The sequence below is a fragment of the Sphaerisporangium sp. B11E5 genome (assembly GCF_039871875.1).
In the GTDB taxonomy this organism is placed as follows: Bacteria; Actinomycetota; Actinomycetes; order Streptosporangiales; family Streptosporangiaceae; genus Sphaerisporangium.
Genome location: NZ_JBDPMD010000034.1, coordinates 34,654 through 47,051 on the forward strand (window position 1 = coordinate 34,654; position 12,398 = coordinate 47,051).

Annotated in this window: 11 protein-coding genes; 2 read left to right on the forward strand and 9 right to left on the reverse strand. The window is 75.4% G+C overall.

Annotation, left to right across the window (positions count from 1 at the left end):
- Window positions 1–106: 106 nt before the first annotated feature.
- The 9 genes from ABGB17_RS26410 to ABGB17_RS26450 all read right to left on the reverse strand — a co-directional run bounded on the left by ABGB17_RS26410 (window position 107) and on the right by ABGB17_RS26450 (window position 9,665).
- The gene (locus tag ABGB17_RS26410) at window positions 107–589 is read right to left on the reverse strand and encodes a Clp protease N-terminal domain-containing protein (RefSeq protein ID WP_347634161.1); all 483 of its coding nucleotides are present in this window, start codon (window positions 587–589) and stop codon (window positions 107–109) included.
- Window positions 590–591: 2 nt separating this feature from the next.
- Window positions 592–822 (reverse strand): hypothetical protein, encoded by a 231-nt coding sequence (locus tag ABGB17_RS26415; RefSeq protein WP_347634163.1) that lies wholly within the window; start codon window positions 820–822, stop codon window positions 592–594.
- Between the two features lie 94 nt (window positions 823–916).
- Window positions 917–1,438: an FxsA family protein gene (locus ABGB17_RS26420; protein ID WP_347634164.1), complete on the reverse strand. Its 522-nt coding sequence runs from the start codon at window positions 1,436–1,438 to the stop codon at window positions 917–919.
- Between the two features lie 111 nt (window positions 1,439–1,549).
- A complete protein-coding gene (locus ABGB17_RS26425; protein WP_347634260.1) occupies window positions 1,550–2,293 on the reverse strand; it encodes a polyprenol monophosphomannose synthase in 744 nt (247 codons plus the stop codon).
- Window positions 2,293–4,089 (reverse strand): apolipoprotein N-acyltransferase, encoded by a 1,797-nt coding sequence (lnt, locus tag ABGB17_RS26430; protein WP_347634166.1) that lies wholly within the window; start codon window positions 4,087–4,089, stop codon window positions 2,293–2,295. Before lnt ends, ABGB17_RS26425 begins: the two co-directional genes overlap by 1 nt.
- Window positions 4,090–4,674: 585 nt before the next feature.
- On the reverse strand, window positions 4,675–6,873 hold the full coding sequence (locus ABGB17_RS26435) for an ATP-binding domain-containing protein (protein ID WP_347634168.1): 2,199 nt from the start codon (window positions 6,871–6,873) through the stop codon (window positions 4,675–4,677).
- A gap of 269 nt (window positions 6,874–7,142) precedes the next feature.
- On the reverse strand, window positions 7,143–7,787 hold the full coding sequence (locus ABGB17_RS26440) for a response regulator transcription factor (protein ID WP_347634170.1): 645 nt from the start codon (window positions 7,785–7,787) through the stop codon (window positions 7,143–7,145).
- A complete protein-coding gene (locus tag ABGB17_RS26445) occupies window positions 7,784–8,890 on the reverse strand; it encodes a histidine kinase (protein WP_347634172.1) in 1,107 nt (368 codons plus the stop codon). The genes ABGB17_RS26440 and ABGB17_RS26445 overlap by 4 nt, the downstream gene beginning before the upstream one ends.
- Before the next feature lies 1 nt (window position 8,891).
- The gene (locus ABGB17_RS26450; RefSeq protein ID WP_347634174.1) at window positions 8,892–9,665 is read right to left on the reverse strand and encodes a hypothetical protein; all 774 of its coding nucleotides are present in this window, start codon (window positions 9,663–9,665) and stop codon (window positions 8,892–8,894) included.
- Between the two features lie 174 nt (window positions 9,666–9,839).
- Here ABGB17_RS26450 and ABGB17_RS26455 point away from each other — a divergent pair, with 174 nt between their 5' ends.
- A complete protein-coding gene (locus tag ABGB17_RS26455) occupies window positions 9,840–11,072 on the forward strand; it encodes an ROK family transcriptional regulator (RefSeq protein WP_347634175.1) in 1,233 nt (410 codons plus the stop codon).
- A gap of 37 nt (window positions 11,073–11,109) precedes the next feature.
- Complete coding sequence (locus ABGB17_RS26460) at window positions 11,110–12,375, forward strand: 6-phospho-beta-glucosidase (protein WP_347634177.1); 1,266 nt, start codon at window positions 11,110–11,112, stop codon at window positions 12,373–12,375.
- Window positions 12,376–12,398: the final 23 nt, after the last annotated feature.

Consider the following 12,398-nt stretch of genomic DNA (forward strand, 5'->3'; position numbering starts at 1 on the left):
CAGAACCGACCGGCGTGCGCGGGCCACGGAAGTGGCCCGCGGGCGCCTTTTTCATGCCCGGTGGCCTTCCTCGGCCGGCCGGGGTCCCTCGTGGGGCGGGCCGGCGTCAGGCGTCCGCGGCGGGGAGGGTGCTCCTGAGGCGGGTGATCAGGTCGTCGCGATCGACACCGGCCAGAGCGAGAGCCCGGGGGACGGTGCCGGCCTCGGCCCGCAGGATGCCGAGCAAAAGGTGCCCGGGGCGCAGGTCCTTCTTGCGGGAGACGCTCGAGAAGCCGCGTTCCAGGGCCAGTCTGGCCGAGGCGCCGAGCTTGGCCGGCGGGGTGCCCGCGGGGCTCGGCGGCGGCAGGCGGAAGGTGCCCGCGGAGACGCCGGCCGCGTTGAGGCTGTGCTCGAACTCGCGGTCCAGCGCGTCCCGTACGGCCCGGTGGTCCAGCCCGGCGGACGTCAGGACCTCGCGGGAGGCCGCGTCGCCCTCGGCGGCGATCGCCAGCAGCAGGTGGTGCGCCTCGATCGTCTCCGACCCGTCGTGCCGGGCGTCGTGCCCGCCCCGCTCGACGATCGTGTTGATGTACTCGTCGATGACCGCCATGGTCAGCGCCTCCTGAGCTTCACACCCGCGTCGATGAGCCGTCTGGCGTGCTTCTTGTGCACCGCCTGACGTGTCACGCCGAGGGCCTCGGCGACCTGCGGCCAGCTCCACCCCGCCCGCATCGCCTGCTCGACGGCGGCGTCCTCGATCCTGTCCGCCAGCCGCCGGAGCGCGGCCACGGCGGCCAGCGCGTCGGCGGGATCCGCGGGAACGGGTGACTCGGCATCGGACATGTAAGCAACCGTAGTTGACTACACGGCTCCAGTCAACTCGGGTTGCTTAACGTGGGCCCGCACCGTGACCGCGAGCCGGCGCCCGGACAGGACGTCAGGAGTCCGCGGGACGGCGCGGCACGGGCCGCGCGTCCTCGGGGGCGGGGTCGTCGATCACCTGTCCGGAGACGACACGGCCGCCGTCGGGACGGCGGGCGCCGGAGCCGCCGCCGGGGAACATCATGCCGTAAGGGGTGCCCGCGGTCAGCAGGCGGACGCGGCGGCCGAGGAACCACGACAGGGCACGGCGGGCCAGCGGCCGGGTGAAGGGCAGGACGCAGAAGAAGCCCACGAGGTCGGTCAGGAAGCCGGGCGTGAGCAGCAGCGCGCCGCCGGCGACGATGAGGGCGCCGTCGGCCAGCTCACGGTCGGGCATGCGGCCGGACTGGAGGGCCTGTTGCAGCCCGCGCCAGGCACGGCGGCCCTCGCGGCGCACCAGCCAGGCGCCGAGCAGGCTGTCCAGGATCAGCAGGCCGACGGTCTGCCAGCCGCCGATGACCTGGCCGATCTGGATCAGCACCCAGATCTCCAGGACCGGCACGATCAGGAACGCCAGAAAGAGCACTACGCGCAGCATGGCCTCACCTTCACTCGGCTAGTACAACGCCGGGCCACGCCGGGCGGTTCCCGCCGGAGCCGGCGAGCACGAGGAAACCGGCGGCACCCCCGGTGCGGCGCCCCGCCGGATTCATCGGGAACGGCGTAACCTGCGGGGCAGCCCGGCGACACCCCACAGCGTGACCCGCCACAGGGCCTCGGCGACGATGGCGCGGCTCATCTTGCTGGCCCCGACCGTGCGGTCGGTGAAGGTGATGGGCACCTCGGTGACGCGCAGGTCGTTGCGGATGGTGCGCAGCGTGAGGTCCACCTGGAAGCAGTAGCCCTCGGACTGCACGTCGCTCAGGCCGATCTTCTCCAGCGTGGAGGCCCGGTAGGCGCGGAAACCCGCCGTGGTGTCGCGCACCGGCACGCCGAGCACGATCCGGGCGTAGGTGTTGGCGCCGCGGGACAGGAACTCGCGCCGCGCCGGCCAGTTGAGCACCTTGCCGCCGCGCACCCAGCGTGACCCGATGACCAGGTCGGCGCCCTCGGCGAGGGCGTCCAGCAGGGCGGGGAGCTGCTCGGGGCTGTGCGAGCCGTCGGCGTCCATCTCGACCAGCACGTCGAAGCCCTCGGCCAGGCCCCAGGCGAACCCGGCGATGTAGGCGGCGCCGAGGCCCTGCTTGGCCGGGCGGTGCAGGACGTGCACGTGGTCGTCGGCGTCGGCCAGCTCGTCGGCGATCTCACCCGTGCCGTCGGGACTGTTGTCGTCGGCGACCAGCAGGTGGGCCTCGGGCACGGCCGTGCGCAGCCGGGCCACGATCACCGGGAGATTCTCCCGTTCGTTGTAGGTGGGCACGATGACGAGCACCCGTCCGAGGGTCCGGTCCATCACGCGTCCTCTCCTCCGGTGGTGTCCTTGGGGCGCGGGGCGCGGCGCCGGGCCAGGGCGGCGCCGAGGGCGCCGACACCGGCCAGCAGCAGGATCCACTCCGGCAGCGGCCCGAGGCGGGTCGCCAGGGTCTGACCGGTGCGGACCTGGACGTCGAGCACCGCCTTGGCGGTGACCTTCTCGGCGCTGCGCCAGCGGATCTTCCCGGTGTGGTCGACGAAGGCCGAGATGCCGGTGGTGGCCGCGATGACCACCGCCCGGTCGTGCTCCACCGCGCGTAGCTGCGACATGGCGAGCTGCTGCGGCGGCAGTCCGGTGAGGGCGTAGGTGGCGTTGTTGGTCTGCACCGCCAGCGGGGTGCCGCCCGCCCGCACGGTGCTGCGCACGATGTCGTCGAACGCGACCTCGTAGCACGAGACGGCGCCAACCGTGACCGGGCCCATGGGCAGGGCTCCGGGACGGTCGCCCGGCAGCGACTGCAGCCCGACGAGACTCACCCGCGCGATGAACGTCTCCAGCAGCTCCCGGTACGGGACGTACTCCCCGAACGGTACGAGCTGGCGCTTGTCGTAGTACGCGCCGGGGCCCGCCGCCGGGTCCCACACGATGGCGCGGGTGTGGCGGTGCTCGCGGTCGGGGGTGACCACGACGGCGCCCACCAGCACCGGCACGCCGATGTCGCGCACGGCGGCGTCGATGACCCCCCGGGCGTACGCGCTGCGGTAGGGGTCGATGTCGGTGGAGTTCTCCGGCCAGATCACGATGTCGGGGCGGGGCAGGCGCCCGGCCCGCACGTCGGCGGCCATCTCGTGGGTGACGCGGGCGTGGTTGCCGAGCACCACGGCCGGCCGGTCGCCGAGGAACCCCATGCCCTCCCCCGGCACGTCCCCCTGCACCACGCCGACCCGGATGACGCGGCCCCCCTCGGCGGCGGGCCGGGGCACGGCGTACCCGAGCAGCGGGACGGCCACCGCCCCCGCCAGCAGCAGCGCGGCCGCGCGCGGCACGGCACGGAGCGGGCCCGTGGGCACCCCCGCGGGCACGGCGGCGGACGGGACGGCAAGAGCCCCTGCGGGCACGGCGCGGAGCGGGCCGGCGGCGACCGCAGCGGGCACGGGGAGGGACGGGACGGCGGGAGCCGCAGCGGGCTCGGCGTCCCCGGGGGCCGCCGGGCCGGGCCGCCGGGCGGCGGCGCGGGAACGGGCGAGGCGCAGGGCCGCCGCGGCGAGCAGGGCGCCGCTCAGGGCGACGGCGAAGGTGACCAGGGGGGCGCCGCCGAGGGCCGCGTACGGCGTGAACGGGGACTCGCCCTGGGCGAAGGCCAGGCGCACCCACGGGAAGCCCCCGACGGGGAACCGGCCGCGCGCCCACTCCTGCGCCACCCACAGCGCGGCCACCCACAGCGCCGGCCACCGCAGCCGCGTCACCAGGGCCGTGCCCGCCGAGACGGCGCCGAAGTACAGGCACTCCACGGCGACCAGGATCAGCCAGGCGTCGTACCCGATGGGCCGCACCCACGCCAGGGCGGGCAGCAGGAAGGCCGCGCCGCCGAGGTAGCCGAGCCACGCGGCGCGCCGGGCCGTCGCGCCGCGGGCGGCGAGTGTGAGCAGTGCGACACCGGCCGGGCCGAGGAACCACAGACCGATCGGCGGGAATGAAACATACAGCAGCAGACCGCCCGCGACGGCGGCCGCCGGCCGCAGCCGGGCACGGCTCGGGGAGGCGCCGGCGACGGCGGGCGCCCGCAGGTCATGGTGCTGCACCGTTGGCTGGGCCACGTGGCCTTCGTTCTCCACTCGCGGATCGTGCGGTGACCAACGAACGCTACCGTCCGCACGCGCGGGCTCCAACCGCCCGCGTGGCGCGGCGCGCCGGAGCCCCCTGCCCCGGGGGCGCGGCGGTCACGCATGGTGATCCCTGGATCTCCCCCGGTGCCTGGGGGGCCAGGGATCACGCCGCGAGGTGCGGCACGGGACGGGAAGAGGGCCCGGACGACCCTTCGGACCGGATCCGTCCCGTCGGCGGCGAGCGCGGAATTCCGTTGTCTACTGGGTATCCGGGCCCTTCCCGGGTCCAACCCCCCATCCGGCTGGGGTGCCCCGACTCGACGGACCGACGGCGCTGCGACTGGCTGAGCGATCGGAGCCGTGCCCCGTCATGCCGCAGAACCCGACGATGTCTGTAGACGGCCAACCGGCAGTCCCGTGCTGGACTGTCCAGCAAATTACCGACCTCAGCTCAGATGTCAACCGTGTCCCGATCAGCGAGAACACCAAGTTTTCGCAGCTAGACAAGGGAGACGTGAGTGCCGTCAATGCCGTCATGTGGACCGATGTCCCCCGGGGCACGACGGCACCGAACCGGCCGGTCGCTCGCTCGGTTCAGCCGCCCGGCCGGCCCGCGGGAAGCCCTGCGCAGCGCGACAGCACGGCCGGAAGCTCGCCGGTGTGCACGATGCCGAGTGCCCCGGTCGCCCGGGTCAGCGCCACGTAAAGGTCCCCGGCGCCGCGGGGCGAACCGGCGAGGATCTCGGCCGGCTCCGCCACGATCACGGTGTCGAACTCCAGGCCCTTGGCCTCGGTGACGGTCAGCACCGCGACCGGGGCCTCCAGCGCGGACGCGCCCGGCCCGGCCACCGCGCCGGCCACCGCGCCGGGCACCGCGGCGGTGATCGCCGCGCCGAGCCGCTCCGCGTGCGCGGCCGGCACGATCACGGCGAGCCGCCCGCCGGGCACGACCTGCCCGGCCACCACCCCGGCCAGCTCGTCCGGCCCTGGGACGCGCCGCGACCAGGGCCGCACGCCGGTCTCGCGCACCGACGCGGGGGCCTTCAGGGACGGCCCGACCAGGGTGAGCGCGTCGGCGGCGACCGCCATCAGCTCGGCGGGGGTGCGGTAGTTGACGGTGAGGGTCTCCACCCGCCACCGCCCGGCGGCGTGCGGGTCGAGCATCTCGGCCCAGGACGCGGCCCCGGCGGCGGTACCGGTCTGGGCGATGTCGCCGACCACGGTCATCGACCGGTTGGGGCTGCGGCGCATCAGCATGCGCCAGGCCATCGCCGACAGCTCCTGCGCCTCGTCCACGATGACGTGCCCGTACGCCCAGGTGCGGTCGGCGGCGGCCCGCTCGGCGGTGGTCAGGTGCTCGCCGTCGCCGCGGTGCCGGGCGGCGAGGCGCTCGGCGTCCACCATGCCGGCCATGCCGGTCAGCTCCAGCACCTCGCGGGCGTAGGCGATCTCCGACAGCCGCTCGGCCTCCTCGGCGCGGCGGGCGGCGGCCAGGTCCTCCTCGGCCTGCAGCGCGGCGGCGCGCAGCACGGCGGGGTCGATGTCGCCGAGCAGCTCGGCGGCCTCGTCCAGCAGCGGCACGTCCGCCTCGGTCCAGTGGCCCGCGGCGTCGCGCGGCGGCTCGCGGAACAGGATCTCCCGCTCCTCCGGCCGCAGCCCCGCGTACGCCATGCGCTCGGTGGAGGCGAACAGGCCGATCAGCAGCCGCTGCGGGGTGAGGTAGGGCCACAGGCGGTTCAGCGCGCTCTTGACCGCGGGCTCGGTGCGCAGCTCCTCGCGCAGGTCGGCGAGCTCCTCCTCGTCCAGCAGGCCGCGGCCGAGCTGCTTGGCGGACTGTTTGGCCAGGGTGGACAGGATGTGGCGGACGAACGCCGCGCGGGCCTGGTTGTGCGGGCGGCGGCCCCGGGAGGCGCGGGAGGCGGCGGCCTCCAGGGTGCGCGGGTCCAGGCGCAGGGTGTGGTCGCCGAGGTCGATGTCGATCGGCCGGCGCGGCATGCGCTGGCGCTCGCGCACCGCCCTGGCGATCACGTCGGCCATGCGGGCCGAGCCCTTCAGCACGGCCGCCTCGGCGCTCTCGCGGGCGCGGGCGGTCACGCCGGGGTACAGGTCGGCGACGGTGGACAGCAGCACGTCGGTCTCGCCCAGCGAGGGCAGCACCTGCTCGATGTAGCGCAGGAACGTGGGGTTCGGGCCGAGGATGAGGATGCCGCGGCGGGCCAGCCGCTCGCGGTGGGTGTACAGCAGGTACGCGGCGCGGTGCAGCGCCACCACGGTCTTGCCGGTGCCGGGGCCGCCCTGCACGACCAGCACGCCGTTCAGGTCGCCCCGGATGATGCGGTCCTGCTCGGCCTGGATGGTGGCCACGATGTCGCGCATGCGCCCGGTGCGCTTCTCGCCGAGCGCGGCCAGCAGGGCGGCCTCGCCGTTGAGGGTGGCGCGGTCGGCGTCGGTGAGCCGGTCCAGGTCGAACAGGTCGTCGTCCACGCCGAGGACACGGCGGCCGCGGGTGCGCAGGTGGCGGCGGCGGGTGACCCCCATCGGGCTGGCGGGGGTGGCCCGGTAGAACGGCTGGGCGACCGGGGCGCGCCAGTCGATGAGCAGGCGGGCCTGGTCGTCGTCGGCCATGCCGATGCGCCCGATGTACAGCGGTTTCTCGCCGGCGAGGTCCAGCCGCCCGAAGCACAGGCCGTTCTCCACCGCCCACAGCCGCGACAACCGCTCGGCGTACATCCCGGCGAACGAGTCGCGCTCGGAGCGGTTCTGGTGGGTGCCGCCGCCGCCCTGGGCCAGCACGCCGTCGAGCTGCGCGCGGGTGCGCTCACGCAGCAGGTCGAGCCGCTGGTACAGGCGGGTGAGGTACCGCTGCTCCTTGACGAGCTCGAGTTGACGGGCAGGCGGGGCCTCGTTATTATTGGTAGTAATGGGACGCTCCGGGCTTATTTTTCAAATGTAATCATCTGTGACACATGTGGTGAGAGCCCACAGAATAACAGATCGGGCCCCTGATCCTCTTGCCGTGCGCCGCCCCCCGAGGCGGCGTTTTCGCATTTTACGGCCCTCGTCTAGCGGGCATCACGGACGAGCAGGGCGATCTGCACACGGTTGGCCAGCCCCAGTTTGGTGAGCGAACGGCTGACGTGCGCCTTGACCGTGGTCTCGCTCATGGCCAGCTCGCGGGCGATCTCGGCGTTGGACAACCCGCGCGCCACGGCCCGCACGACCTGCCGTTCGCGGCCGGTGAGCACGGCCAGGCGCGCCCGCGCGGCCCGTGCGTCCGTGGCCTCCTCCCGCCCGGCGAAGGCGTCGATCAGCCGCCTGGTCACCGCGGGCGACAACATGGCGCCGCCGCCGGCCACCGCGCGGACGGCGGCGATCAGATCGCGGGGAGCGGTGTCCTTCAGCAGGAATCCCGCGGCCCCGGCGCGCAGGGCGGCGTGGACGTACTCGTCGCGGTCGAAGGTGGTGAGCATGACCACCCTGGGCGGCGCGGGGCCGCGGTTGATCTCCGTGAGCGCGGCCATCCCGTCCATGCCGGGCATCCGCACGTCCATCAGCATCACCTGCGGGTGGAGACGGCCGGCCACGTCCACCGCCTCGGTCCCGCTCGCGGCCTCGGCGACCACCTCGATGTCGCCGGCGGCCTCAAGGATCATGCGCAGGCCCGTGCGCACCAGCGCCTCGTCGTCGGCGACCGCCACCCGGATCACGTGCACAGCCTCGCACGGACCACGAACCCGCCGTCCGGCTCCGGGCCGGCGGCGAACTCGCCGCCGAGCAGCTCCACCCGCTCGCGCAGCCCGATGAGGCCGGTCCCGCCGCCGGGGACGGCGGGCGGCGCGCACCCCGGCGCGGCGTTCCGCACGGTGACCTCCAGCGCCCCGGGGAGGTGACGCAGCACCACCGTGGTCGCGGCCGGTCCCGCGTGCTTGTGGACGTTGGTGAGGGCCTCCTGGACGACCCGGTACACGGTGTGCTGCACCATGACGGGCGGGGCGCCGGCCGTGCCCTCGTCACGCCGCTCCACAGGGACGCCCGCCGAGCGGGAGTGATCGAGCAGCCGGTCGAGGTCGGCGAGCAGCGGCTGGGGGTGGAAGGCGTCCCCGTCGTCCTGGCCGAGCACCCCGAGGACGGCCCGGAGCTCGGCGAGCGCCTCCTTGCCCGTCGCACGGATCAGCTCGGCCTCGGCCGCGGTCCTCTCGTCGGGGGCGTTGATCTCCAGCGCCCCGGCCCGCAGCACCACCAGTGAGATCCGGTGCGCCACCACGTCGTGCATGTCCCGCGCGATACGGGCGCGTTCCTGCGCGCGGACCCGCCCGGCACGGGCCTCCTGCTCCCGCTCCACCCGTTCGGCGCGTTCCCGCAGCGCGGCCATCGCCTGGCGCCGGGCCGTCACCCACAGGCCGGCGGCGAGCGGCAGGCCGACGAACAAGGGGACGGCACCAAGAGAGGAGGAGATCTCCGCCCCCGGCCTCGGCACCACCGCCGTCAGGGCGGCCACCGCCGCGTACGCGGCCACGTGGCGGGACCGCCGGCACGCGACCGCCGCGACGTATGACGCGAGCGACAGCAGGAAACCCGGCGACCAGACCAGCGCGTCGGCGACCGCGACGAGCAGCAGCGGCCACGGGCGGCGCGGCACGGCCCACGCCGCCGCGGCCGCCACGGGCGCGATCACGGCGGCCCGCACGACGAAGGGCACCGCGAGCGGCTCCAGGACAGGAGAGCCGTGGGGCGGCAGCAGGACGGCGCACAGGGCCGCGGCGGGCAGCACCGCCGCCCGCAGCCTGCTCACCTGCACCCTGGAGGACATCTCACCAGCTCAGCAGGCGCGACGACCCGCCGCGCGGCTCGGGCGCCGTGCCACGCAGCAGCCGTACGCCGAGCGGCACCAGGGCCAGGCACAGACCGGCGGCCCAGACGACGTCGCTCACCTCCGCGGCCTTGAGCACCCCTCCCCACAGCGCGCCCGCCATGACCAGCGCCACGCAGCGGGCCAGGCCGAACGTCCCCGACCGGAACGCCCCGATCGCCAGGAGCACCATGCCCGGATACTGGCACGCCGACGCCGTGACCGGCACCCGCCAGGGCCCGTAGGAGATGTCCGCGTACGACGACAGCACGAAGTCCACCGCACGCCGCAGCCCCTGCGCCTCGGCCAGGTCGAACGCGGCCTGCTCGACGCCGGCGTGGTACAGCCGCGCGAAGAGTGCGATGACGAGCAGCGTGCCGCCCCACGCCGCGAGCCGCGGGCACCGGAGCGCGACCGTCCGCGCCAGGGTGACGAACGCGGGGCACAGCAGCAGCGCCCCGGCGGCGAAACACGCGTACCCTGCGGTCACCGTGCCGGGGTTCTCCACGTACGCGGCGACCTGCGAGTGGACGGCGAACGGCTGCCTGCCGAACCACTCCAGCTCCGCGGGGGTGAACCCCGCCGAGCGCAGCCCGAGGTACCGCAGCAGCAACCCGGCCGCCCAGAGCAGCGGCCCCAGCACCAGCGCCGCGCCGCCGATCCCCCGGCCCGGGAACCAGCCCTCACGGGGCGCCGCGACGGGCGCCTCCCCGCCGGTCACATCCTTGTGCGTCATGGCCACCACCCTGGGCCGCGGGGCCGCGCCGGCACATCCGCCGATCAGGCACGCGGGGCGTCTCTTTGGTACTAGGACCCCGCCCGCGCGTCCCACGGCGCGAGGCGGTACGGTGCGCATTCGGGGTTAGGAAACCTTCCTAACCAACGGGAGCGGGCAGGGAGGCGCGGGACGATGACCACGAGCGCGGTGCCGGGAACGCCCAGCCTGCTGCGGGTCATCAACGACCGGGCGGCGTTGTGGCTGCTGCTGGAGCGGGGGCCGCTGACGCGGCCCGAGCTCGGGACGCTCACCGGGCTGTCCAAGCCGACGGCCTCGCAGTTGCTGACGCGGCTGCGCGAGGCGGGGCTGGTGGTGCCGGACGGGATGCGCGAAGGGCTGCCGGGGCGCACCGCCGAGCTGTACCGGATCAACCCCGCCGCGGCGCACGTGGCCGCGCTGGACGTCACGCCGGCACGGATCGCGGCGGCCGTCGCGGACGTCACCGGGCGCGTGCTCGGCGAGTTCCGCCTGCCCACGCCGGGGCGGGCCGCGGGGGACGTGGCGGGCCGGGTGCGGGCCGCGGTCGCCGGTGCCTGCGCGGCGGCGGGTGTGGCGGCGTCCGCGCCGCGGCGCGTCGTCATCGGCGTCCAGGGGGCGATCGACCCGGCCACCGGGCGGCTCGGGTACGCCGCGCACATGCCGGGCTGGCACATCCCGGGGCTGGTCGCGGCGCTCGGCGACGCGCTCGGCGTGCCCGTGGAGGTGGAGAACGACGTCAACCTGGTCGCCCTGGCCGAACGGTCCCACGGCGCGGCCCGGGGGCACCAGGACTTCGCGCTGCTGTGGGCCGGCGACGGGATCGGGGCGGCGCTGGTGCTCGGCGGGCGGCTGCACCGGGGCGCCACCGGAGGCGCCGGCGAGGTGGGCTACATGCCCATCGCGGGCGCCCCCACCGCGCGGGACACCGGCAAACGCGGCGACCACGGCTTCCAGTCGCTGGCCGGCGGGCCCGCCGTGCTCAGGCTGCTGCGCTCCCACGGGCTGCGCGGCACCGACCCCGCCCGCGCCGTGGCGGCCGCCGTGCGCGACGCCGCGAGCGGAGGCCCGCGCGCCGGCCGGGCCGAGGCGGCGCTCGGCGAGCTGGCGGCGCGCCTCGCCACCGGGCTGGCGCCCGTCGTCGCGGTGGCCGACCCGGGCCTGGTGGTGCTGACCGGCGCCACCCTGCTGGCCGGCGGCACCACCCTCGCCGCGCTCGTCGAACGCGAGCTGCACGCGCTGACACTTCCCCGCCCGCCGGTGCGCCTGTCCGCCGTCGACGGCGACCCGGTGCTCACCGGCGCCCTCGGCCTGGCCCTCGCCGCCACCCGCGACGAGCTCTTCGGCGCCGTACCGGGCCCCGCGGCATCCCCCTCCCCCGGCGCCTGAGATCACCGCGACACCCCACCGAAGGGAAGAACGCCCCATGAAACTGGCCGTGGTCGGCGGTGGCTCGACCTACACGCCCGAGCTGATCGACGGGTTCGCCCGCCTGCGGCACGAGCTGCCGCTGACGGAGATCACGCTGATCGACCCCGACGAGCGGCGGCTGGCGCTGGTGTCGGCGATGTCCGCCCGCATGCTGGCCCGGGCCGGCCACCCGGCCGCCGTACGCACCGCCACCACCGTCGAGGACGGCGCGGCGGGCGCGGCCGCCGTGCTGCTGCAACTGCGCGTCGGCGGGCAGGCCGCGCGCGGGGTGGACGAGACGCTGCCCCTGGAATGCGGCTGCGTCGGGCAGGAGACCACGGGGGCGGGCGGGCTGGCCAAGGCGCTGCGCACCGTGCCGGTGGTGCTGGACATCGCCGAACGGGTCGCCAAGGCCGCGCCGGACGCCTGGATCGTCGACTTCACCAACCCCGTCGGCATCGTCACCCGGGCGCTGCTCGGCGCCGGGCACCGGGCCATCGGGCTGTGCAACGTGGCGATCGGCTTCCAGCGGCGCTTCGCCGCCGCGCTCGGCGTGGACCCCGGGCGGATCTCCCTCGGGCACGTCGGCCTCAACCACCTGACCTGGGAACGCGCGGTGTACCTGGACGGGACCGACGTGCTGCCGCGGCTGCTCGCCGAGCACGGCGAGGACATCGCCCGCGACGTCGGGCTGCCCGCGAAGCTCATCCGCCGCCTCGGCGTCGTGCCGTCCTACTATCTGCGCTACTTCTACGAGCACGACGCTGTGGTCGCCGAGCAGCGGGTCACCCCCTCGCGCGCCGGGCAGGTGGCCGCGCTGGAGGAGTCGCTGCTCGCCATGTACGCCGACCCGGCGGTGGACACCAAGCCCGAGCTGCTGGAGCGGCGCGGCGGCGCGTTCTACTCCGAGGCCGCGGTGGCGCTCATCGCGTCCCTCGTCGGCGACCGGGGCGACACGCAGGTGGTGAATCTGCGCAACGACGGCACCCTGCCGTTCCTGCCCGACGACGCGGTCATCGAGGTGCCCGCCCGTGTCGGCGCCGCCGGGGCCGCGGCCCTGCCGGTCGCGCCGGTGCCGCCGCTGTACGCCGGGCTCATCGCGCACGTCACCGCGTACGAGGACCTGGCGCTGGAGGCCGCGGTGCGCGGCGGGACGGACCGGGTGGCCGACGCGCTGCTTGCGCACCCGCTGATCGGGCAGGCGTCGGTGTCGGCGGAGCTGGCCAGACGGCTCATCGAGGCCAACCGGCCGTTCCTGCCGTGGGCGGAGACCGGGCGATGACGGCGCCGCACGCGACGGACGGC